21 protein-coding genes are annotated in these 22,524 nt (G+C 44.2%); 9 read left to right on the top strand and 12 right to left on the bottom strand.

The genetic code is table 11. The features are described 5' to 3' along the window. The 4 genes from QZY09_RS22400 to QZY09_RS22385 form a co-directional block, all read right to left on the bottom strand. Positions 1-474 (bottom strand): peptide deformylase (locus tag QZY09_RS22400; RefSeq protein WP_295676354.1); only part of this gene is annotated, 474 nt, incomplete at its 3' end. Between the two features lie 521 nt (positions 475-995). After that, positions 996-1,577, bottom strand: a complete 582-nt coding sequence (locus tag QZY09_RS22395) for a DUF4142 domain-containing protein (protein WP_295676351.1) — start codon at positions 1,575-1,577, stop codon at positions 996-998. 233 nt (positions 1,578-1,810) lie between these two features. Further along, the gene (locus QZY09_RS22390) at positions 1,811-3,214 is read right to left on the bottom strand and encodes a glycosyl hydrolase family 79 C-terminal domain-containing protein (RefSeq protein ID WP_295676349.1); all 1,404 of its coding nucleotides are present in this window, start codon (positions 3,212-3,214) and stop codon (positions 1,811-1,813) included. Positions 3,215-3,288: 74 nt separating this feature from the next. Then, the gene (locus tag QZY09_RS22385) at positions 3,289-3,939 is read right to left on the bottom strand and encodes a YceH family protein (RefSeq protein WP_295676346.1); all 651 of its coding nucleotides are present in this window, start codon (positions 3,937-3,939) and stop codon (positions 3,289-3,291) included. 235 nt (positions 3,940-4,174) lie between these two features. On the opposite strand from QZY09_RS22385, the gene QZY09_RS22380 reads away from it, so the two are divergent. From QZY09_RS22380 to QZY09_RS22365, 4 genes are all read left to right on the top strand, one after another. Beyond that, positions 4,175-5,011: an MBL fold metallo-hydrolase gene (locus QZY09_RS22380; RefSeq protein ID WP_295676343.1), complete on the top strand. Its 837-nt coding sequence runs from the start codon at positions 4,175-4,177 to the stop codon at positions 5,009-5,011. Positions 5,012-5,131: 120 nt separating this feature from the next. After that, positions 5,132-6,223 carry an Mrp/NBP35 family ATP-binding protein gene (locus tag QZY09_RS22375; RefSeq protein WP_295676341.1) on the top strand — a complete coding sequence of 364 codons (1,092 nt, stop codon included), beginning with the start codon at positions 5,132-5,134 and terminating at the stop codon, positions 6,221-6,223. A 25-nt stretch (positions 6,224-6,248) separates the two neighbouring features. Further along, positions 6,249-6,527 carry a NifU family protein gene (locus tag QZY09_RS22370; RefSeq protein ID WP_295676338.1) on the top strand — a complete coding sequence of 93 codons (279 nt, stop codon included), beginning with the start codon at positions 6,249-6,251 and terminating at the stop codon, positions 6,525-6,527. Positions 6,528-6,623: 96 nt separating this feature from the next. Further along, on the top strand, positions 6,624-7,292 hold the full coding sequence (locus QZY09_RS22365) for a hypothetical protein (protein WP_295676336.1): 669 nt from the start codon (positions 6,624-6,626) through the stop codon (positions 7,290-7,292). 206 nt (positions 7,293-7,498) lie between these two features. Here the strand turns inward: QZY09_RS22365 and def are convergent, their stop codons facing one another. Then, a complete protein-coding gene (gene def, locus QZY09_RS22360) occupies positions 7,499-8,071 on the bottom strand; it encodes a peptide deformylase (RefSeq protein ID WP_295676334.1) in 573 nt (190 codons plus the stop codon). 96 nt (positions 8,072-8,167) lie between these two features. Further along, positions 8,168-9,400 carry a pitrilysin family protein gene (locus tag QZY09_RS22355; protein WP_295676331.1) on the bottom strand — a complete coding sequence of 411 codons (1,233 nt, stop codon included), beginning with the start codon at positions 9,398-9,400 and terminating at the stop codon, positions 8,168-8,170. Between the two features lie 187 nt (positions 9,401-9,587). Between QZY09_RS22355 and hpt the strand changes: the two genes are divergently transcribed. Further along, the gene (gene hpt / locus QZY09_RS22350) at positions 9,588-10,127 is read left to right on the top strand and encodes a hypoxanthine phosphoribosyltransferase (protein WP_295676329.1); all 540 of its coding nucleotides are present in this window, start codon (positions 9,588-9,590) and stop codon (positions 10,125-10,127) included. Between the two features lie 112 nt (positions 10,128-10,239). On the opposite strand, the gene QZY09_RS22345 is transcribed toward hpt, so the two are convergent. Continuing rightward, positions 10,240-11,970: an amidohydrolase family protein gene (locus QZY09_RS22345; protein ID WP_295676325.1), complete on the bottom strand. Its 1,731-nt coding sequence runs from the start codon at positions 11,968-11,970 to the stop codon at positions 10,240-10,242. A gap of 83 nt (positions 11,971-12,053) precedes the next feature. Then, complete coding sequence (locus tag QZY09_RS22340; RefSeq protein WP_295676323.1) at positions 12,054-12,707, bottom strand: cyclase family protein; 654 nt, start codon at positions 12,705-12,707, stop codon at positions 12,054-12,056. A gap of 411 nt (positions 12,708-13,118) precedes the next feature. Between QZY09_RS22340 and QZY09_RS22335 the strand changes: the two genes are divergently transcribed. After that, complete coding sequence (locus tag QZY09_RS22335; protein WP_295676321.1) at positions 13,119-14,219, top strand: hypothetical protein; 1,101 nt, start codon at positions 13,119-13,121, stop codon at positions 14,217-14,219. 285 nt (positions 14,220-14,504) lie between these two features. Further along, positions 14,505-15,278 (top strand): slipin family protein, encoded by a 774-nt coding sequence (locus QZY09_RS22330; protein WP_295676319.1) that lies wholly within the window; start codon positions 14,505-14,507, stop codon positions 15,276-15,278. A 182-nt stretch (positions 15,279-15,460) separates the two neighbouring features. On the opposite strand, the gene QZY09_RS22325 is transcribed toward QZY09_RS22330, so the two are convergent. From QZY09_RS22325 to mfd, 3 genes are read right to left on the bottom strand one after another with little or no spacing between them, the layout of a single operon-like run. Continuing rightward, a complete protein-coding gene (locus QZY09_RS22325; protein ID WP_295676316.1) occupies positions 15,461-16,507 on the bottom strand; it encodes a macro domain-containing protein in 1,047 nt (348 codons plus the stop codon). Then, on the bottom strand, positions 16,494-17,138 hold the full coding sequence (locus QZY09_RS22320) for a DUF4433 domain-containing protein (RefSeq protein WP_295676314.1): 645 nt from the start codon (positions 17,136-17,138) through the stop codon (positions 16,494-16,496). The genes QZY09_RS22325 and QZY09_RS22320 overlap by 14 nt, the downstream gene beginning before the upstream one ends. Before the next feature lie 36 nt (positions 17,139-17,174). Continuing rightward, a complete protein-coding gene (gene mfd / locus QZY09_RS22315; protein ID WP_295676312.1) occupies positions 17,175-20,528 on the bottom strand; it encodes a transcription-repair coupling factor in 3,354 nt (1,117 codons plus the stop codon). 225 nt (positions 20,529-20,753) lie between these two features. Between mfd and QZY09_RS22310 the strand changes: the two genes are divergently transcribed. Continuing rightward, positions 20,754-21,158, top strand: a complete 405-nt coding sequence (locus QZY09_RS22310; protein ID WP_295676310.1) for a DUF4199 domain-containing protein — start codon at positions 20,754-20,756, stop codon at positions 21,156-21,158. Continuing rightward, positions 21,151-21,465: a DUF2752 domain-containing protein gene (locus QZY09_RS22305; RefSeq protein WP_295676308.1), complete on the top strand. Its 315-nt coding sequence runs from the start codon at positions 21,151-21,153 to the stop codon at positions 21,463-21,465. Before QZY09_RS22310 ends, QZY09_RS22305 begins: the two co-directional genes overlap by 8 nt. Before the next feature lie 101 nt (positions 21,466-21,566). Here the strand turns inward: QZY09_RS22305 and QZY09_RS22300 are convergent, their stop codons facing one another. After that, the gene (locus QZY09_RS22300) at positions 21,567-22,370 is read right to left on the bottom strand and encodes an SDR family oxidoreductase (protein ID WP_295676306.1); all 804 of its coding nucleotides are present in this window, start codon (positions 22,368-22,370) and stop codon (positions 21,567-21,569) included. Between the last annotated feature and the right edge of the window lie 154 nt (positions 22,371-22,524).

Genomic DNA, 22,524 nt, shown 5'->3' with positions numbered 1-22,524 from the left:
TTTAAATGATTTCTCATCAATCGCCCTCATAGTACAAAGCACCCCGTTTAAGTGGTCTACTTCATGCTGTAACAGCTCCGACAAGTCGCCCGCCATTTTCCAGCTTTGCGGCGCCCAATGCTCATCCATGTAATTCATCGTTAAACTCCAGTGCCTCTTAACTTTTACCAGTAAATTCGGAAAGCTCATACAATCGTCCCATAGTTCAAATAGTTCGCCGCTCAAATCAGTAAATTCAGGGTTAATAAATATAACCGGCTTGTCAATATTCATGTAAACCAGCCTTTTCATAATCCCCAATTGAGGTGCCGCAATTGCCCGGCCAAAATTATATTTCAACCTGATCTCCTGCATCACATTATCCATATCAGCAATCCAGTCTTTCAATAGCGGCAGGTCGGTTCTCAGCACAGGCTGGCAGGTTTCATACAGGCGGGGATCGCCCAACAAAAGCAGGTCGTTAAGGGTTTTCAAAATAATAAAGAATTATCTTGCAATATTAGGAAATACTGACAGTAAAGACATAGAAAAGCAGGGTTTCTGCTACAGAAAACCCAGCCTGGCTGGGTAAAACAATAAACACGAAGTAATTTTTGTGCCCCGCTTACTTTCAATGTCCCCGCCAAATAATTTAGAGCCGCCGGTGCTTGTTTGCTAAACGCAATTCAAAACTAAAGCATCAGGTTTTATTTATTTGACTAAAAACAATACAAGTTGATACAAGTTTGCGCAAAAGTTTAGCATCCCTTTTATAGCCAAAGCGCATAAAAAAGGAGGCTGTCTCAAAAGTCGATTGTATCAAAGGGTTACCAAATAATATTTGCCTCTGCGATCTTTGCGTTCCTGTCTCCGTGATCTCTGTAGTTAAATTTTACCACAGAGTGCTCAAAGAAGGCGCAGAGAGGCACAGAGTTTTTATAGCGCAAAATATAATTTTGTATAATCCGTCTTTGTTCTACTTATGATACAGCCTCTTTTACCGACATTATCAAATATTATTTCATACTGTCATGTATCTTATTAACGGCGCCCAGGTGCAATTGCACTACCGGCGCTGTTTTACTGGCAAAAGCTACCAGCGCAGGGTCCTTGCCATTTTTTGCTTCGTCCTGCATTAATTCAAGCGCCCCTTTATGGTCGTCAACCATCAGATTTACATATGCCTTGTCAAAATCGGTACCTGTCAACTTCGACATATCATCATATTTCTTTTGGTGATCGGCGTCCATCGCGGCTGGCATGGTAATGTTTTCTTTTTTCGCAATTGCCATCAAGGCATCCCCTGCTTTGCTGTGGTCCTTGACCATCATTTCAGCAAATTTTTTGATTTGCGCATCGGCTGTTTTTTGCTGCGCAAGTTTTGACAACGCTATTTCAGCATTTCCTCCGGCTGCTGCCGAGGTCGCGAATTTGGCGTCACCGGTGACGGTTTTCATTGTATCTGCTGACATAGCGCTTGTATCTTTTGCTTTGTTTACGCTGTCGGCGCTGTCTTTAGCGTCTTTTGGGGCGCTGTTGCAGCCCTGCATGGCATAAGCCGCAAGGGCGATAATGAACACATAACTTAATTTTTTCATGGCGATATTATTTTATTTATTAGTTAAACAAAATAATTGATGATAAGTTTTTTTGAGTTCACATGCTTATATCAGTTCTTTCAGTGCTATGAAAAACAAGTTGAATCTTAAATAAATTCCGTCGCCGTTTAAATTGCTTTTACAGGCTGCCCTAGCGGCATTCAGCTCGCGGCATTGCTGAAGCGAAGAAGAAAAATGATTGGTTAACCAACAGGGGTGCAAAAAAGGAAAAGTTACCGTACGGTTACAATTGCGGCGCTTCCCGCCGGCACTTTAACCACAACACTGTTTCCGGCGACAGCATATTGCTCCGTTGTTTTTGCCTCAAAGGTGCCATCAGCATTTACTGTACTTCCGGCAAATGTAATCCCCGTGGCCACGTTAAGTGATGGTGCAGTAAGCCGCTGAATTTGAATGCCAGAAGCAGTTTTGTTCAACAATATCGTAACGGAAGCGTTGTTTTTTTCATCTTTGTTAATAAGCGTTAAAACATAGCTGTTGTCGGGTTTAACACAGGCGTATGCACTGCAAAGTTCTGAATTGCTAATGCTCGCGGGAATAATTTTGCCCCCGGTACTGGCATAGTTAAAAGCCAGCATCGCATAATACTCCGGGTTTGCCTGCAGCACGCCGTTTTGAGTTGAAATGGGTGAATAAAACAAGCCATCACCGGTATGAAAGTTTATACCGCTGCCGTTATTTTCGGCAATTATCCACATAAAATCAAGCGCCCATAGCGCCGATGCAAACACATCACTCACCCCGGCCTTCCCTCCGCCATAAACATTGTTACTTTCGCTGATGCGGTATGGTAAGTTATATTTTTTTGCCTGAGATTTGATGATAGCCAGATATCCGGGTAAATTTCCGTCATCGGCTAAAATGGTTTGGTAATTGATATTCGGGCTTGTTGCAGGCCCGGCCATGTAATAATGGCAATCCAGTAGTTTAATATTATAATGTTCTTCAACGGCAAAGGCTGTTATCCAGTCAGTATTGTATGCAACATCAGGGCCGGCAAAGGATGCATTGGGTACTTTGGTCTTAATTGCCGTGAGATAGGCTTCCCACTCATCCTGGAAGTTAGAAAAATTATAGGTTCGCGGGCGTATCCCGTTATGGAACACATCCGGCTCATTGCCTGATTGAAAAGCGAGCAGGTTGCCGGCGAGGCGGTTGCCTGCATAAGCAGCTTCATTTGAAGATTTCACTAAATCATTGCTGCCCAGGTTTAAGCCAAATAAAACCTGCCATCCTATCGCCATTGAGAAAGCGGCTAAACGGTCGATATCAGAAATGGTAAGTGTATCCCTGCCAGAACTGGGATTCCGTGGATTATCGGACCAAAAAACCTCATCGCAGGTCTCTCCGCCTATACGCAAAACCCCCGGCCCAAGATTCCTGATCATTTGAATCAGGACCGGATTATTTACGTTTAAAAAACCGGGGTTATTAGTCAAAATTTTTGTTTCAAAACTTAAGCCTTCAAAAGTAGGTGGAATGGAATAACCCGCCTGGCTTTGGTTCAGCGTTATTGTAACCGGAAGTTCTCCCGGTGCAGGTGGCAGTTGTAATTGGTTTTTTCTACATGAAAAAATTAAAGCTACCACAAGGATAATTATCGGTATTTTTCTCATGTGGCAGCTTTAAGCGGACCTTTCACAATAGTAATTTAAAGGGTGTTTTTTAGCAGTAGAAATTCTTGCAACCGTTAGCTTAATTCCTTCATCAGCTTGTCAAATGCTTCCCGTAATTCAGCAAGCTCTGTCTCCAGTTTCACTATCCGGGCCTCCAAGCCGCCGTGGTTTCTGTAAGGGGTCTCATCTTCAAAATCTTCGTCGCTGAAATCGGGGGTGCCGCATAATAAATGGGCATACCGGGCTTCCTTTTGGCCTGGCCTTCGTGGAAGTTGTACAAGGAATGGCATTTCGGGGCTGCTTAAGCGTTCAAGCACTTCCTGCACTTCTTCAATCGACTCAAATTCGTGCATCCTGCCCGAGTTGGTGTTCAATTCACCGGGCGTTTGTGGCCCGCGCAGCATAAGCAAACAAATAATAGCCACTTCTGATGGCAACACCGGGAATACAATAGCAAAATTATGTTTGTATTTAACCGAACGGATGGAGCCGCCGGTAGCCGTCGAGATCAACCCGCGCCGCTTTAGCGTGTTCAGCGCCTGGGCAACGGTATCTTCATCGTAATTTACTACTGGCTTTCGCGAAGTTTTTTGATTACAGGCCGTAGTCAGGCTATTGATCGTCATGGGGTAATATTCAGGCGTTGTTTTGCTTTTTTCCATTAGCACACCCAGAACGCGAAGTTCATCGGTATTTAATACAGGCAAAGTAATTGGTGAGTCCATGGGATAAAGATAGGACATTTCGGATTTCTGATTTTCGGTTTCGGATTTGTTTTTTCTTTATTGAGCCAATTTCTTTTCGTTTTCACCGGAATATACCCGTTCTTCTATTATTGCGGCTTTGAATCCTTTAAACTAATTCCGAAATCGAAACGGCGCAGCCTCCTTGAGCGTCTTTAAAACAAACCAAAACGAAAAATTCCTAAATCCGAAATAAATCCGGTTTCTTTGCATTATCATGTCGCTTTTTATCGCATCGTTAAATTCAGGAAGTAATGGCAATTGCTATTACGTGGGTAATGAGCACGAAGCCGTGCTGGTGGATGCCGGGATCTCCTGCCGCGAAACCGAAAAGCGGATGTTGCGCCTGGGCTTGTCCATGAAAAAGGTAAGGGCGATTTTTGTTTCACATGAGCATTCCGACCATATCAACGGGATCCCTGTTTTGTCAAAAAAATACCAGCTGCCGGTTTATATTACCCCACCAACAATGCGCGGTGGAAGTTTGGTTATTGACGGGGAATTGCTCAACTCTTTTACCCCTTTCGAAACAGTTACCATTGGCGGATTAAACATTACCCCGTTTCCCAAAAAGCACGATGCCAGCGATCCCTATAGTTTTACGATCACCTCGGCAGGTGTAACAGTAGGTGTTTTTACGGATATCGGCATAGCCTGCGAAAACCTGGTTAGTCATTTCAGCCGCTGCCATGCCGCGTTTTTGGAGGCCAATTATGATGATGATATGCTCGACAAGGGCGGGTATCCCTACCACCTGAAACGCCGTATCCGTGGGGGAAACGGGCATTTATCCAACAAACAGGCTGTCGAGCTGTTTATCGCGCACAGACCCGCTTTTATGAGCCATTTGCTGTTGGCACACCTTTCAAAAAACAACAATGACCCGCAATTGGTGCAGGAATTATTTGAAGCCTGCGCCGGTGGCGTCAATATTATTGTCGCCTCACGGTACCAGGAAACGGAAGTATACTATATCAACGGAAACCATAATCCGGAATTGGCTGGAAACAAGGGTGCGATTGACCTGAAGCCCGTTCAAACCAGCCTTTTTTAACATCGCATAACAACGCATCATCTGATGACGTGCTAGTTTGCAGTTGGCCATCGCATGTCGCCGTATTTTATCAATCAAATGACATTAATTGCTGTGCTTTTAGGTATTTTTGTTTGAATTATGAGCACTTTCACCAAAGAACAAGTTTTACAAGCCTTAAGTAATGTTGAGGAACCCGATCTGAAAAAAGACCTGGTAACGCTTAACATGATCCAGAATGTCCATATTGATGGAAATAACATCAGCTTTTCGGTCATATTAACTACGCCGGCCTGCCCATTGAAGGCAATGATAGAAAATGCGTGCCGAAACGCGATCATGTATTTTGTGAGCAAAGAAGCGGTAGTGCATATTGATATGACATCAAAGGTTACTACCCAAAAGAATACAGGAGTACCCGGCGTAAAAAACATCATCGCGGTGGCATCAGGTAAAGGCGGCGTAGGGAAATCAACCGTCGCCGTAAACCTGGCATTGGGGTTGGCCAGAACAGGGGCGAAAGTGGGTCTGATAGATGCCGATATTTACGGGCCGTCCATCCCTATTATGTTTGGTTTGGAGGATACAAGGCCAATGGCCAGAGAAGTAGATGGAAAAACACGCATCGAGCCGATTGAAAAATACGGAATCAAGCTTTTATCTATAGGCTTTTTTACAGACCCTAATCAACCCGTTCCGTGGCGCGGGCCGATGGTGTCGACCGCGGTAAAACAATTATTCAACGACGCCGATTGGGGCGAACTGGATTACCTGGTGGTCGACCTGCCGCCCGGAACCGGCGATATCCACATCACTGTTACCCAAACTTTCCCGGTAACCGGGGCGGTTATTGTAACTACACCACAAAATGTGGCGCTGGCTGACGCAAAAAAGGGCATTGGCATGTTTATGATGAATGCCATTAATGTGCCCATACTGGGCGTGGTTGAAAATATGTCGTATTTCACGCCGGCTGAATTGCCGGATAATAAATATTATATCTTCGGCCAGGGTGGCGGCAGTAAATTAGCTGAATCGATAAAAGCTCCTTTTTTGGGAGAGATCCCGCTGGTAAAAAGCATCAGCGAATCCGGCGACGCCGGCATGCCGGTGGTTTTGCAGGAAGATAGCATTATGGCAGGGGCTTTTATTGAAATGGCCAAAAAAGTAGCGCAGCAGGTAGCCATTTGTAACGCTAATGCTATAAATGCTTCAATTGTTGTAAATAATTAATAACTTTACTTATAAATTGGTACAAATGAGTTTATTAGAACGGGTAGAACAGGCATTAGATACGATAAGGCCTTATTTGCTTACCGATGGCGGAAACGTTTCGGTTGAGGAGATCACACCTGAAAAGGTTGTCAGGCTTAAATTGCTTGGCGCTTGCGGTACCTGCCCGATGAGTATAATGACACTGAAGGCGGGAATTGAAGAAGCTATAAAAAAAGCAGTACCTGAAATTACAGGGGTTGAAGCGATCAACCTCACCGAGGTGGATGACCCTAACGCGGTACTTCCTGAAAACATGAGGTAGTGTTAAGTTTTGTTAAATTGTAGCCCGCGTTGCGGCAATAGGTTAATTTTGTATAAATAATATTAAAATTTTAAATACCCCAGCCATCAATTGGTGATGAAAAAAGTAACCGGCCTGTTTTTATTTTTATTTGCAACGTTAACGGCTTTGGCGCAAAAGCAGGAGAAACCACTGGTGCAGTTTACCGGTATGGTGCATAATGCCGATAGCGTTAAAGTTATTGTACCCTATGTAAGTATTGTAAATACAACAAACCACAACGAAGCGGGCCAAACCAATTACCTCGGCTATTTTTCATTTGTGGTGCATGAGCAGGATACCATCCGCTTCTCATGTGTAGGTTATAACACAATTTATGTGGTTATACCAGCACATGTTGCAACAGGAAGTTATATGATGCAGGTGTTGCTTAAACCGCAGATCGTTAACCTGCCGGTTTTCCGCGTTTTTCCGTGGGCCACTGCCGAGGATTTTACAAAAGATTTTTTGACAATGAAAGTTGCTGATGATGACCTGGCAATTGCCCGGAAAAACCTGAGCGCATCGTCTATACAAACCCTTGAAAAAACACTGCCCCGCGATGGGCCTGAAACCAGCGGCATCCAGGATTTTCATAATGGTGTGCTCAACTCGCACTCAACTGTTAACCCGCTGTTTAATCCTTTTGCATGGGGAAGCCTGATCAAATCAATTTCTGAAGGGGATAAAAGCCGAAGCACTGAAACCCCAACCAGCAGCGGGAATAACGCCACCACAGGAAATTAAGCTATAGAACAAGATTCAAGAGCCAGGAGCCCGGACAGAACCTGGTAGTGGTGGGCTGTTTTTAAGCGGCATGGGTCTGCATATGCTGTGTTACCGCCAAACCGGTAAAGCGATATAATTTGTTAATCAAAAGAACCTGAACTGAGACATTCCCCTGAACCCTTTTTTATCTTGACCCCTGGTTCTGGACTCTTGATTCTAAAAAACTACCTTCCTTTCTTAACAGCCGGAAATTTCATTTTATACTCTACGTCAACTATCCCTCTTGAAATGTCGTTGAGTTTTTTCTCAATGAGGCGTTTGCGGAGCGGGCTTAACTTATCGGTAAAAAGCTTGCCTTCAATATGGTCGTATTCATGCTGGATAATGCGCGCGGCCATTCCTGTGAAGGTTTCCTCGTAATGTTTCCAGTTTTCATCATAATAGGATAACCTTACGTGGCGGCAACGGTAAACATCTTCCCTGATGTCGGGGATGCTCAGGCAGCCTTCGTTAAAAGGCCATTCATCCCCCGTTTCTTCCAGCACCTGGGCATTGATAAAGGCTTTTTTAAAACCGTTTAAGGTGGCATCATCTTCTGCAAATGGCGAAGCGTCTACAACAAACAATCGCATGGACAGGCCAACCTGCGGCGCGGCCAACCCAACGCCATGGGCCGCATACATGGTCTCGTACATGTTATCGATCAGCTCTTTGATGTGCGGGTATTCGTCGGGTTCAATTGCTGTTGCTTTTCTTCGTAAAACAGGGTCGCCGTATGCGATGATAGGAAATTTCATTAAAGTGTTTTATTAAATGGTAATGAAACTCTGCCAAGCTGAATTTATTGTATTATACACAGCTGATGCATGATTTCATTCCGCAAAAATACGGGTTTATTGCTTAGGCTCAAATAGTAAGGTAATCATACTGTCAATATCAAATATTTCATTGCTTATTTCCAGCAATTGGCCGGCGGTTACGGCATTTATTTTGTCGAATACCTGCTGCAGGGTATCTATATCATTAAAATCGAGCAGGCTTTTGGCCATGGAGATAATCAGGCCCATGCGGCTTTCTTCAGCAAGGGCTATCTGGCCGATAAATTTTTGCTTAGCCTGGTGCAATTGCAAGGTGCCAAATTGGTTGTCGCGCAGTTTTTTTAGTTCTTTATAAATTAATTTGGTGGCTTTTTCTGCCTTTTCGCTATCGGTACCAAAATAGATGGAAAAAATTCCGGTATCGGTTAAGGGTGTGTAATTTGATTCGATGGTATAAGCAATACCATATTTTTCCCTAATCTCCAGGTTCAAACGGCTGCTCATGCCCATCCCGCCTAAATAATTATTAAGCAGCAGCAGCGCATTTTTATGCTGGTGGGCTGATGAATAAGCCTGTGCCCCTATCATGCAATGAGTTTGCGAAATGGGCTTGGCTAAAATAATTTTTCCTGGCAGGGTTATGCCCGGCTTTATCCGGGTTTTCACCGAGTTGTTTGCAGGAATGGGGCCAAAATATTTTTCAGACAGCCTGATCAATTTCTTCAGATCGTAGTCGCCGAAAACGGCAAAAACCATTTGTGAAGTATTGTAATTGGCCGCGATGAAAGCTTTCATGTCATCTCTGCCCAATCTGCCGACAGCTTCCGTTGTGCCCAGGATATTCCGGCCGATCGGGTGCCCTTTAAATAATAGTTCTTCAAAATCGTCCTGAACGGCTTCTTCGGGTTGATCAAGATAGGACGCTATTTCATCCAGGATAACCCCCCGTTCTTTTTCAACTTCCTCGTCCGGGAAGGTTGAATGAAACAGGATATCTTCAAAAAGGTCGATCGCCCGTTCAAGGTGCTGGTTTAACAGCGAGGCATGGATACAGGTATATTCCTTGGCAGTATAAGCATTCAGGTCGGCGCCCACCAGTTCAAGCCGGTTAAGGATCTGGTTTGTCCCGCGTTTTTCGGTTTCTTTAAATAAAAGGTGCTCAATAAAATGCGCCAGCCCGGTTTGCTGTTCCGTTTCATCACGCGAACCGGCATTCACCACAAAACAGCAATGTGTGATGGCTGAGGGCGAATGTTTTAATAATATCCTGATGCCGTTGGCTAAAGTATGTACCTCGTAATCCGTCATTTGAGGCGCAAAGATAGTTTTTTTTAGTCCGAAAGTCGGAAAGTCAGAAAAGTCCGGAAGTTAGAAAAGAAATAAAAAGTTCAGCGGGACGGGTGTTTTACAAGACAACCCACATCACTCGCTACATTATTTTTCTTTCGGACTTTTCTGACTTTCGGACTTCCCGACTTTTTCCTACATTAGTGGCATGAAAACAAAAATAGCGGACTTAGAATTTGAACCCCTTATAAAGGCTAAAGCTATTGAAGAAAGGATCAAAGCAATTGGCCTTCAGTTAAATACAGATTATCAGCATTGTGTGCCCGTTTTTGTGGGCGTTTTAAATGGCAGCTTTTTGTTTATTGCCGACCTGATCAAACAGATTGATATCCCCTGCGAAATTACTTTTACCAAACTGGCGTCGTACTATGGCGGCACCAAAAGCAGCCTCAAAATCCGCGACGATATTGATTTTAGCGTAGATATTAAAGGCCGCGAAGTTGTGGTTATAGAAGACATTGTGGATACCGGTAATACCGCCCATTACCTGCTCGAAAAATTAAAGGCAAAACAACCGGCCTCCATAAAACTTTGCTCCCTGTTGCTTAAACCGGCCGCTTTGTTGAAAAAAATCGATGAATTGAAATACGTTGGCTTTGAAATTGAAAATGAATTTGTAGTAGGCTACGGCCTTGATTACAAAGAAATGGGTAGGAATTTAAAGGATATTTATAAAAGGGTGAAGTAGGATTGATTTCGGATTTCGGAATGCCGATTTCGGAATTGTTTTTTGAACGGCGGCCTCCAAGCTCCCATTCCCCAAATTCTGTTCGCCACAGACTTTCACTGCCAGCCCCCTTTTACTGCACGATATAAACCTTTTTGATTTTGTTGTTTTCGATGTTGTAAATAACCACCCCTTTGATGACGTCTTTGCCGATTCCGGTAACCTTTTCATTATCAATCACCACATTGCCCTGCACCATTCTTCCTTTAAGTTCGCAATGCAATGCCGTGAATTTGTTAAAAAGCCCCGTGTAAACTTTGCGCAGTGCATCTTTGCCTTTTCCAAGCAGTTTATCAGGATAATCGTAAAACTCAACATCGTCGGCATATGGCTCCATAAAGGCTTCAATATTGCGGGCATTGTAGGCATTAAACTGCCGTTGAACCAGCGCTTCAGGCGTCTCTTTTATAAGCGAATCTGGCGAAATAACATTTCCCTTATTGATCACCAGGCTTATTTGTTTAAGCGCCTGCAGGCTGTCTGCCGGGTTGGCGTTCAGCAATATCATATCGGCCTTTTTACCTTTTGTAATGCTGCCAATTTCGTTTTCCTTTCCTACTGACATTGCACCGCCAACCGTGGCAGATCTTAAGACCTGCCAGTTGCTCATCCCGCTTTGCTTCATGGCCATCAATTCGGCAAATAAGGAGGAAGCATGCATTACACCCGGATTTCCCGCGTCTGTACCAGCCGCGATATTAACGCCGGCATCTGCCATCTTTTTCAGGTTCACCATTCTTACTGAATCATCGTGCGCAAAAAAAGCGACACTTGCTGCAATTCGCTTTTTATAGCGGTTTACCAAAGCGGTATCGGCAATATGCTTTAAATCATAAAGCGAGCCCAGCTGCTCCGGGTTTGAGCGGGTAAACTCATAATAGGACGGCCGGGTAGTTTGCCCAAAAGTATTTACAAAGCCATCCTCTACAATCATGGTGGGGCAAAGCACCACTTTACGACTGATCAGTAATTTAATAAAATCATCCGATACCACTTCGTCCTCCACTTCATGCACCAGGTAATCGCAGCCGCTTTCAATGGCCAGCTGCGCGGTAATTCTCTCTGTAGCATGCACAGCAACCCTTAAATTGTTTTTGTGCGCCTCGTCAATGGCGGCTTTTACTACCGGTTCAAGTTTGCGGGCACCGGCTTCTTTATCCTTATCCAATACGATGTACCATATTTTTATAAAATCGGGATGATAAGGCAATTGCTTCCGGATGCAGGCACGGGCCTCTTCGGCGGTTGCTGCCAGGTTAAAAGGCTCATCGTTTTTTAAATCTTTAAATACCGCTGGTTCATAAGTGGTGATCAGGGGGCCCGCCATATAAATATCAGGGGCATAGCTTTTATTTTTCAGGCTGTCGCGTTCTTTTAAAAAATTAAAGGTAGCGCCGGGGTCGACAACAGTGGTAATTCCCGCGCTGGTATAGCGGCGTAAAAATTCGTCCATATGCGCATGGCCCCAGGCAATCTCCTGGTCATAGGGAACGTATTTGCGGAGGTCCAACCCATCCGGCCGGGTATATAAACCCCCGCTTTGGAAAAAGTGTATATGCGCATCGGTAAGCCCCGGCATCAAAAACTTGCCGGTGCCGTCAATTACATTTGCATTTGCCGGGATGTTTACTTTTTTTGATGCAGCAATATCAGTTATGATGGCACCATTTATGGTCACCGTTTGATCGGAAACGAGCTTGCCCTTTAAAACATCAACAACGGTTACATTTTTAATATAGGTTTGGCAAAAGGCAGCATTTGCCGACAAAACGGCTATACAAAACAACGTAAATTTTGCTTTCATATCTGTTAGGTTGGTGTTACAAAGCTAATTTAGGCAAATGGTTGTTATTTAGTTCATTGTGAGCAAAAAATGTTAGCGGCAATCTATCCCAAACTCGCATAAGCCCTCACCGCGAATGTGCCCGCGCCTTTAATCTTGGGCGGTACGGCATTAAACTGAAAACCATTGGCGGGCAATTTATCCAGGTTGCATAGATGCTCGCAGATCAGGATCTCAGCACCAAGCAGGGTGGTGTGCACGGGGCGTGTTTTTCCTGCGGTATTGTCAATATTATGGCTGTCGATACCCACCAGTTTTACGCCTGCATCCCTTAAATAAAGGGCCGCGTCTTCGGTTAGATACGGATGGCCCTCGAAATAATCAACCGTGTTCCAATGCCGGGCCCAGTTGGTATACACCAGTACCGCTTTGTTTTTAAGGTCTTTTTCGAGAAAATATTCATTGCCGATGGCTGTAACCCCTGTTGCATTAATGGTGATGGCATCGAGTGCGGCGCATTGCTCCAGCGCAATTTGCGAAAGGTCCTTACCATGCTCAAACCGGTGGAAGGGGCAATCCAGGTAAGTGCCGGTATTGGTCACCATCTCAATTTTACCGATCTGGAACTCGGTGCCTGCTTCATAAAATTGTTTGGAGTTTTCACGGCTCAGATAATCGCAAATGATGGGCGCAGGCAGGCCCTTGTAGGTGATCAGGCCGTCAAAAATGGTATGCGAAAGGTCGATGAGGGTGGGCATGGGAAATAATAATTATTGAACCAAAGCTAATTTTATTTTTTTGTAATCAATCAATAGCATTACTTTTTGAAAGTCAATGCTGTGGCTTCAGCCCACACAGTATCAGTAGCCGGAATGGAAGTTTGTAGCGTGCGCTACAAGTGCTGCAAAACACTACAAAGCTGATTGTTAATTATTTAACTGCTGACAATATTTTGTCAGTGACAAGATCTTGTCAGCACTTTTTCGGTTTTCACCTCTCATTTTGTTATCCTCAATGAAAGCTTTGGGCTGGTAGCTCAGAAACAATTGTTCATCCAAGCAGGCAGCCTGCCGATCCGGTTTGAAATGCCGTAGTGTTTTCCAGATGCCTTGTAAACTGTTTATTAATTTCCGATAGTTTTTTTAAATTCGACTTATAATAACATAACGTTGAAAAATAAAACCTTATCCAAACTACTAAGTTATGGACTACTGCTTGTGGCAGGTCTTACAAATACAAATAATGCCATAGCCCAACGCCTTGATACTGCGGTCTTTTATCTCAAACAGGTATCCAATGGCTCCCCTGTGGTAACCACTCCTGACAATGCTGATTTTATGCGGATCATTCTCCCCCCGGATGGCACGGATGCAAACCTGGGTATAATGGAGTATGATAAGAATAGAAAACTTATTTTTGTGGGAAAATCGGACCCCGGTCTTCCCAGGACATATACCGAAGGAGATGTTGTATTGACAGGAGAGTGCATCACCTATTTTTCAAACGGGAAAAGGCATACCATTGCCCATTATGTTCACGGCAATAAAGAAGGGATGGAATACATGTATAATTACGACGGAACTATCTATTGCAGTTTGAAGCATTTGAGCGTAGGAAGAGGGGCAAACAATACAGTGTTGAACTGGGAGTGTTACGACCAAAATGGCAATAATATTTGTACCGAAGGTAATGGGTGGTGGCTTTCCTACGAAAACACACATGTTGCACTACAGGGGGCCGTTAAAAATGGTTTACCCGATGGCCTATGGAAAGGAAGCACAAAGGTGATAGATTCTATAAAGTACACTTATTTGTATAAGGACGGCAAATATATTTCGGGAACCGGTTATGATAAAACAGGAAAGGCATATCCTTTTCAAAGAGACCACGAACTGGCGAAATATAACCAGAATGACCCTATCAGTTTTATAAGGATCATGCGCGGGCATTTTAAACTTCCTAAAAACTTCGACCATAAAAAAATGAATCTTGATACTGCCCGGTTCTCTTTTATTTTAGAAAAAGACAATAGTGTTTCCCACATTGAATTTTTAGGAACCGCAGATACGGCGCTGAATAATAATTTAACAGCGGCGTTTCTGAAATGCGGGGGTTGGAGCACTGCAAAGCATTATGGAATACCGTTGAGATTAAGAATAACTTTGCCCTACCGGGAAAACGGAGAATATTTGAACAATAAATCGGACATTTACAATACCTACAAGAGAGAAATTGCTTACAAGATAGAAATACTTGGCGACTCACATTAAATAACCATTATCAAATGTCGGAGGGGTCACTACACCCCCACCGGCTCCGCAACCTCAGTCAGTAAATTCACCGCTTGGTTAATGCTGTTAACACCTTCAATTCTTAAGTGTTTTTTCCCCTGTCTGTGTCCGCACAGACAGCTTTAGGCAGGTATTTCCATAAGATTATGCATCCATCCCAACTTCCAATAAAGCAGATGCCGAAACCGAAATTAATCATCTGTTATGTGGCTGATTTTCAAATAAGAGTATATACATTTACAATAAATCTAAAACCGAAAAACCATGTATTTACTCGTCATCATATTTATCGCGCTTATATTAATCGCGATGGGTGTTCGCATCGCACAGGAATATCAACGCGCCATCGTATTTCGCCTGGGCCGGTACCATAGCACCAGGGGGCCTGGCATTTACCTTATCATCCCTTTTATTGACAGGCAGGTAACGGTAGATATCCGCACCAACACCGTCGACCTTGAACAGCAGGAAACCATCACTAAAGACAGCGTAACCATAAAAGTAAATGCGGTGCTTTGGTTTAAGGTAACCAACCCGGAGGATGCCATCATAAAAGTTGCCAATTACAACCGGGCGGTCTACCAGTTTTCGGTTACTGCATTACGGAATATTATCGGGCAACATTCCCTCGATGAAGTTTTACGCGAACGCGAAGAAATAAACAGGACCCTGCAAAAAATCGTAGACGCCGCGACCGAAAACTGGGGAATAAAAATTGAAATGGTGGAAATGAAAGACGTAGAGATCCCCGAATCCATGCAACGCGCCATGGCCCGTGAGGCAGAAGCTATCCGCGAAAAACGCGCCCGCATCGTCAAAGCCGAGGCTGAACTGGAAGCATCAATAAAACTTACGCAGGGTGCAAAACAAATGGAAGGCAGCCCGATTGCCCTTGAGTTAAGGAGGATGCAAATGCTGTCGGAAATAGGTATCGACAATAACACTACTACTGTAATTTTGATGCCTTCAGATTTTACTAATGCGGCAAAGAGTTTCACAGAGATGGTAAATAAGGATAAGAAGAAAAAAGAGGAATAGTCGCCTTTTAAAAAACCGGCCATCTACATGCAGAAGCCACTTTGTAAATTAGAGTAGTTTAAATTTTTCCGGCACAAATAATCGCAAACGATAGGTGCGGGCAAGCCTTTATGAGTCATTAACCCGCCAAAAATGATGTGGGAGAGATCAATGAGGGTGGGCACGGGTAAAGAACCAAAGTTTTACTCCGAATAGAGTATGTTGCGATATTTATCGAGATGAGTAATAGCTAACTGTATATGATGTAATGGAAACAAGTCTTTTTTTCTCTGCGACCATAATTCTTTTTTAATACTTTCTGCGTCAGTTAACGAATCAGCATGACTTAAAAAATCTACAGTAGCCAATAATTCCAACCCATATGGAGATTCAAATCCCTGTATAAACTCAGCGACTTTATCCAATCTTTCTTTTTCTGTCACTGAGGCAGATTCATCAATAAAGTCTTTGACTTCGTCTCTCTTTGAAGCAATAAGCTCAAGCGTTTCAAAAGGCTTCGCTTCTTTTTGTTCATACCCTTTTATGTAGTAACCATTTAAAGCGTAAAGCACATGCCGCACTTTACCGGAATACGGTCCGTACAGCCCTTTTTTAAAATCAAGCTTTAATTGCGTTTCGCCGAACCGCTGTAAAAAGTAACTTAATTTTTCCGCAGCAAATTCACTTGCAAATTCACCTAATGCACGGTACTGATATAATAAATATAACAACATCGCCCTTGCGGGGGTAAGCCTGGCTGCGGAAGGTTTTTCTTCCTTTTTTAAAGCTTCTTTAATGGCTAAAGTTGGCTCGTATACATATACTTTTATTTCCAGATCGGATAGTGCCTCAGTAATTAACGGTTTTACCACTTCCCAGTTAAGCCCACCGTTACCGCAGCCTAAGGGAGGTATAGCAATGGATTCGATTTTATATGTTTGGATCTGCATATGCAAATCTTTAAGGCCATCTTTTATCCATTCCATTTTTGATGGATTTCTCCAATGGGCTTTTGTGGGAAAATTAACAATGTATTTTACGCCGTTTAACCTGTTAACCGGAACAATTTGAACCTTGCCCACGTTCACTTCTTTTCGTTTCACCGCGTCCTTATATGCTTTGTAGTTTTCGGGAAATTCATTCTTAAATTGCAATGCAATCCCTTTCCCCATAACACCGACCGTGTTTACGGTATTGACTAATGCGGCTGCTTTTGCATCCAGAATATTGCCTGCTTTATAAATTATCATAATACAGCTTAGTTGGCGATACTTTTACGGGGATGTTTAAATTCATTTCTTTTAACAAATGTAATACATTTTGTTTTGCAGTATTGTTGAATACGCCAATAAAGTCGATACAACTTATTGGCAAATGATCCTTTATTAACAATTCAGATTGCTTTTTTTGTTTCCTAAGTAAATCCGTTTCGTCACTTTTCCAATAAGTATTATAAATGGTTTGCCAATCCAATAATGCAAAATCGGCTTCCGATACATAAGCTGTAGTCGTTTCGCTACGGGCATTACCATCGGTAAAGAAGTAAGCCAATTGATGTGATTTAACCTGGTCAAAAGAAGAAATGATATAAACGATTTCTTCCTGCGAGAATTTGGTTATATCTTCATATCCCAACGCTATTTGGTAAAGCATTGGAGAACGCGGGCCAAGATAAAACGGAACATATTCAGATAGTTTGCCGCCGGGAGGGTTTCGGGCATCTAAATTTTTTCGGTAATTAATTAAAGTAGGATCTCCGATTTTAATATAATTCGGATCGAAATTTGGAGATTCACTGGTGTAGAGGCCATTTCTCAGGATAAAGTTTAAATTCTTTATATGAGTAATGCGATATAGCCATATTTTTTTCGGAACATTCAATAAGCAAATATACTTTATTAAGTTTAACAGATCGCACTACACCCCCACAGGCTCCGCCACCTCCGTCAATAAATTCACCGCCTGGTTAATGCTGTTGATGCCTTCAACACTCAACCTCAAAGAGTTTTTAACCTCCTTTAAATTACACCTGCGCGGGTTGGCCTGCATAAAAGCGAGGACATTACGGAAAGCATCGGTTTCAAAGTAGGGCGATTGCTGGTTGGCGATAAAATAGCCACGCAGTACATTTTTTTTGAGGGATAGTTTTTCAAAACCAATGGCCCTGCCCAGCCATTGTAGGCGCATGGTGTTCAGCAGGTCGTTTACCTGCGGTGGTATCGGCCCGAAACGGTCTATCAGTTGTTGTTTAAAGGCTTTCAGTTCCACCTCGTTTTCCAGTTTGGAAAGATCGGTGTATAAATTATAGCGTTCGGATATACTGGTCACATACTCATCCGGGATCAGGATCTCCTGGTCGGTATCAATCTGGGTAAAGGAAATAAACGGCCTTGGTTTTTCATCGGTGAACAAGCCTTTAAATTCGTCATCCTTCAATTCCTGTATCGCTTCGTCCAAAATCTTATGGTACATTTCAAAACCGATCTCGGCAATAAAGCCGCTTTGTTCGGCGCCCAGCAGGTTGCCGCTGCCGCGGATGTCCAAATCGCGCATGGCCACGTTAAAGCCGCTGCCCAGGTCGCTGAACTCTTCGATGGCGCTCAAGCGTTTGCGGGCCTCGCTGGTGAGGGTTGATAACGGCGGGCTCAGTAAATAACAATATGCCTTTTTATTGCTCCGGCCAACCCGTCCCCGCATCTGGTGCAGGTCGCTCAGGCCGAACATATGGGCATAGTTGATGATGATGGTATTGGCATTCGGGATATCCAGGCCGGCTTCAATAATGGTAGTAGCCACCAGCACATCATACTCGTTGTTCACAAATTTCAGCATCACATCTTCCAGTGCGTCGCCTTCCAGCTGACCGTGGGCGATGCCGATACGGGCCTTTGGCACCAGTTTGTGGATCATCCCGCCTAGTTGCGGCAGGTCGGCCACCCGGTTATGGATAAAAAACACCTGGCCGCAGCGGTCAATCTCATGCTCAATGGCTTCTTTGATCAGCGTATCGTTAAACACATGCAATTCGGTAACCACCGGCTGCCGGTTGGGTGGCGGGGTCGAGATGATAGAAAGGTCCCTGGCGCCCATCAGCGAAAAATGCAGCGTACGCGGTATCGGGGTTGCGGTTAACGTCAGCGTATCCACATTGGCGCGCATTTGCTTCAGCTTTTCTTTGGTGGATACGCCGAATTTTTGCTCCTCGTCAATAATCATCAACCCAAGGTCCTTAAATTTTACGTCCTTGCTCACCAGGCGGTGGGTACCGATGATGATATCCACCTTGCCGTTCTTCAGGTTCTCCAGCGTGTCTTTGATCTGTTTGCTGGTTTTAAAGCGGTTTACATAATCAATATTGCAGGGGAAGCCTTTCAACCGGTCACTAAAGGTTTTGTAATGTTGGGCAGCGAGGATGGTGGTCGGCACTAGGATGGCCACCTGTTTACTATCCGCAACGGCCTTAAATGCGGCCCGGATAGCCACTTCGGTTTTACCAAAACCTACATCACCGCAAATGAGCCTATCCATCGGGTGCGGCGATTCCATATCCTTTTTAAAGTCGCTGGTCGCTTTTTCCTGGTCGGGCGTATCCTCGTAAATAAAAGAAGCTTCCAGTTCGGTTTGCAGGTAGGTATCCGGCGAAAAAGCATTCCCGTTCTGTGCTTTACGCACGGCGTAAAGCTTGATCAGGTCGCGGGCAATGTCTTTAACTTTTTTTTTTGTGGTTTTCTTTAGCTTTTCCCAGGTATCAGTGCCAAGTTTATTCATCCTTGGCACAGTGCCCTCCTTGCCACTATATTTGGAGATGCGGTTAAGCGAGTTGATGTTTACATACAGCAGGTCGTTATCGGCATACATCAGCCTGATCATTTCCTGGTTTTTGCCGTTTACTTCAACCTTTTCTAACCCGGCGTATTTACCAATGCCATGGTCGATATGGGTAACATAATCGCCCGGTTTAAGTTCCCGCAGTTCTTTCAGGGTAATAGCCTGCGAGCGCTGGTAGCCTTTTTTAAGTTTGTATTTATAATACCGGTCGAAGATCTGGTGATCGGTATAACAGGCCAGCTTTTGTTCCCGGTCCACAAAGCCCTCTCGGATAGAAATACTGATCGGCGTAAACTTCACCGTTTTATCCAAATCCTCCAATATCGCGTACAGCCTTTCTACCTGGCGGGCGCTGTCCGTCAGGATAAAGTTTTCGATATGGTCTGCCTCGTTATTTTTAAAATTATGGATCAGCAGGCTGAAATCTTTATTGAATGACGGCTGCGGGCGCATATCAAAATTTATGGCAGCTGTCGCCTGGTAAAAAAACTGCTTGCCAAATTCCACCACCGCAAAATCATGCAGTTGGTCGGCAATCAGTTTTTCATCGGTAAAACCAAATTTAGGGTCTATCCAGTCCGGGTTTTTATTTTTTTCTTCTGCGGATAATGCCTTCCATAACTGCGTGGCTTTTTTATAACCGCTTTGGATAATATCCAGCGTAAACTGCACATCTTTTATCCAAACCTGGCTATCGCTATCTACGTATTCCAGCAGCGAAATATTGTTTTCAGTAAGGAATTTGGATTGAACGTTTGGTACTATGGTAATCGTCTTTACCTGTTCGACTGAAAGCTGGCTCTCGATCTCAAATGTCCGTATCGACTCAATAAAATCGCCAAAAAATTCCACCCGGTAAGGCAGTTCGTGCGAGAAGGAAAATATATCTACGATGCCGCCGCGGATAGAAAACTGCCCCGGTTCATAAACAAAATCAACCCGGTCAAAATCGTACTCAATTAAAAACTCATTGATAAAATCAATACTCAGTTTATTGCTGACGGCAATTTCAAGCGTGTTTTTTTCGAGTGAGGCCCTGTCGATCACCTTTTCGGCCAATGCCTCCGGGTAAGTAACGATCAGCTGCCCGAATTCGGTTGAATGGTTCAGTTCATTCAGTACTTCGGCGCGTGCCAATACGTTGCTGCTGTCGGGTTGGGTAAATTCAAAAGGTTTGCGGTAGGAAGAGGGAAAGAGTAATATTTCTTTACCGGTAAGGTTCTCCAGGTCGGCCTGGAAATAACCGGCTTCTTCGCGGTCGGGCAACACAAAAATCATGTGCTTGTGTTGCAAAAAATACAAAGCTACCGCCACGGCGGAATCTCCTGATCCCACCAATCCACGTAACTGGATCCTCGGACTTTTTGCAGCATTCAGCGCCTGCGCCAATGCCTTTATCCGTTCATCAGTTTTATAGCGTTCTAAAATATCACGGATGTTCAAACTGTGGCAAATATACGCAAAAAAGGGTTTTTATAAGTACAATGACCTTTGGTTGTAAAATATTACAAACAAATTGGTTTAGTAATTACTTTTATTAATAAATTTATATAGAAATAGAGACCAGAGGCCGGATATTAGCTATCAGTGAAATGTTTTGAACTTACCTGATCGCTAAGCCCCAATCTCCGATTTCTACCCCTAACCGCTGATCCCTAAATTATAACCATGAAGAACGCAATTACCTTTGGCCTTTTTATAGGCATTTTAAGCGGACTCTGGATCTTTATTATTCCAAAGTTTGGCCTCACACCGCAAAGCGGTTTTATGTCTCCGGTAGAATATTGCGCAGGCCTGATCCCTTTAATCGGACTATATTTTGGCGTAAGAAGTTACCGCAATAACGATTGTAAGGGCAAAATGGGATTTTTGGAAGGATTGATACAGGCGTTTAAAATATTGCTGATCGGTGGAGTGGTGGCAGTTGCCGCCGCTATAGTTTATGTTGACGAAATAAACAGGCAGGACATCACCGATTTTTCAGGCAGAATGTTTGGCGCATTATTAGTAGGTTTACTACTGGCTTTGGGCGTAGCTGCCCTTTTTACAACGAAGCACAATAAGGTTGATTAAACAGCTTTTTAATAAATATTTTGAACTGGTTTTTTGGACCGCTGCGTTGGTTTCACTGGCGCTTACCGATCCGACCAGCCAGGCGCATTTCTCTTTATGCCCATTAAAGGCCATGGGCTATAAATGGTGCCCCGGCTGCGGTTTGGGGCATGCTATTTCTTTTCTATTCCATGGCGATATCCGCGCATCGTTCCATGCGCATTGGCTGGGCATCCCCACAGTTATTATGCTTTTGTATCGTATTTATACTTTGACCAGGCAGCGGGTAAAACCGGGGATGGCATTTGGTGCGACAAAAGCTTTCTGATCATAAAAACCTTCCTGAAGGACTTTTTACACCGTCTCTTCCATCAGCAGAGAAGCTGCCGTTTCTCCTGACACAATGGTTTTAACAGGCCCGGGAGACCGCTACTTCGGCACCAGCTTCGGCGCAATCCTGGTAAACACCCCCGGCGCAAAACGCATAACCCAAATGGCGAATCTTTCGCCGCTAAATTTGCCAATATAAGCCTCAAAGGCGCCTCTTCTGATGGCTTTCATGATCTGAATTGCCGCACGGTCAGCGGATAGTCCATTTTCAATGTTTTCGGAAGGCTTGTTCAACCCATAAGGTTTGTTGGTGACAGCGAAAAGTGAAATATTGGTGCGGATATAACCGGGCGTTAGAATGGTGACTTTGATATTGTCGGCCGCAACCTCCGCCCGCAGGCAATCAAAAAAACCATGCAGGGCATGTTTGGCCGCGGCATATGCTGACCGCATGGGTGTACCGATCTTCCCCATCACGCTGCTGGTAACTACAAAATGCCCCGCCCTACGCGCTACGAAATGCGGCAGCAGCGCCCGGGTAAGTTCCACATAGCTAAAATAATCCACTTCCATTACCCGGCGGTGCGCCTCTATACCGGTTTCAATCACCAGCCCGCGTTGGGTAACCCCGCCATTGTGCACCATGATATCGATATGCCCGAAACAAATGATCGCATCCGCCACCTTGCCTTCCAGCGAGGCCGCGTCCGCAAGGTCAAGCGGCAATAGCTGCACACTTCCCGGATCGCTGCAGGCCTGTTTCACTCTTTCCAGTTCATCCATCCTGCGGCCCGATAAGATCAGCTTTGCGCCTGCCGCCGACATGGCATAAGCCAGCGCCTCGCCAATGCCCGAAGAGGCGCCGGTTATCCAGGTAACTTTGTTGTTGAAGTGGTTATTCATGGGGTTGAGATTAGGTCGGGAGAGCAATTTTCGCTCTAATTTAAATAAAATCGAATTGTTGGAAAGTTTGAAAAATATTTTTAACCGTAGGGGCGACCCTTGTGGTCGCCCTTGAAATGATCTCCATTTGGGCGACCACAAGGGTCGCCCCTAC

It is taken from the genome of uncultured Mucilaginibacter sp., from assembly GCF_903913935.1.
In the GTDB taxonomy this organism is placed as follows: Bacteria; Bacteroidota; Bacteroidia; order Sphingobacteriales; family Sphingobacteriaceae; genus Mucilaginibacter.
Note: the sequence above shows the minus strand (reverse complement) of the source record. Positions and strands in the feature narration are given on the sequence as shown.

Coding starts and splice junctions, on each gene's coding strand:
- QZY09_RS22340 (WP_295676323.1), bottom strand. CDS start 12,707: ATGCCCACCCTCATCGACCTTTCGCATACCATTTTTGACGGCCTGATC.
- QZY09_RS22390 (WP_295676349.1), bottom strand. CDS start 3,214: ATGAGAAAAATACCGATAATTATCCTTGTGGTAGCTTTAATTTTTTCA.
- QZY09_RS22355 (WP_295676331.1), bottom strand. CDS start 9,400: ATGACGGATTACGAGGTACATACTTTAGCCAACGGCATCAGGATATTA.
- QZY09_RS22330 (WP_295676319.1), top strand. CDS start 14,505: ATGTATTTACTCGTCATCATATTTATCGCGCTTATATTAATCGCGATG.
- def (WP_295676334.1), bottom strand. CDS start 8,071: ATGAAATTTCCTATCATCGCATACGGCGACCCTGTTTTACGAAGAAAA.
- QZY09_RS22380 (WP_295676343.1), top strand. CDS start 4,175: ATGTCGCTTTTTATCGCATCGTTAAATTCAGGAAGTAATGGCAATTGC.
- QZY09_RS22365 (WP_295676336.1), top strand. CDS start 6,624: ATGAAAAAAGTAACCGGCCTGTTTTTATTTTTATTTGCAACGTTAACG.
- QZY09_RS22370 (WP_295676338.1), top strand. CDS start 6,249: ATGAGTTTATTAGAACGGGTAGAACAGGCATTAGATACGATAAGGCCT.
- QZY09_RS22345 (WP_295676325.1), bottom strand. CDS start 11,970: ATGAAAGCAAAATTTACGTTGTTTTGTATAGCCGTTTTGTCGGCAAAT.
- QZY09_RS22375 (WP_295676341.1), top strand. CDS start 5,132: ATGAGCACTTTCACCAAAGAACAAGTTTTACAAGCCTTAAGTAATGTT.
- QZY09_RS22385 (WP_295676346.1), bottom strand. CDS start 3,939: ATGGACTCACCAATTACTTTGCCTGTATTAAATACCGATGAACTTCGC.
- QZY09_RS22325 (WP_295676316.1), bottom strand. CDS start 16,507: ATGATAATTTATAAAGCAGGCAATATTCTGGATGCAAAAGCAGCCGCA.
- QZY09_RS22395 (WP_295676351.1), bottom strand. CDS start 1,577: ATGAAAAAATTAAGTTATGTGTTCATTATCGCCCTTGCGGCTTATGCC.
- hpt (WP_295676329.1), top strand. CDS start 9,588: ATGAAAACAAAAATAGCGGACTTAGAATTTGAACCCCTTATAAAGGCT.
- QZY09_RS22300 (WP_295676306.1), bottom strand. CDS start 22,370: ATGAATAACCACTTCAACAACAAAGTTACCTGGATAACCGGCGCCTCT.
- QZY09_RS22310 (WP_295676310.1), top strand. CDS start 20,754: ATGAAGAACGCAATTACCTTTGGCCTTTTTATAGGCATTTTAAGCGGA.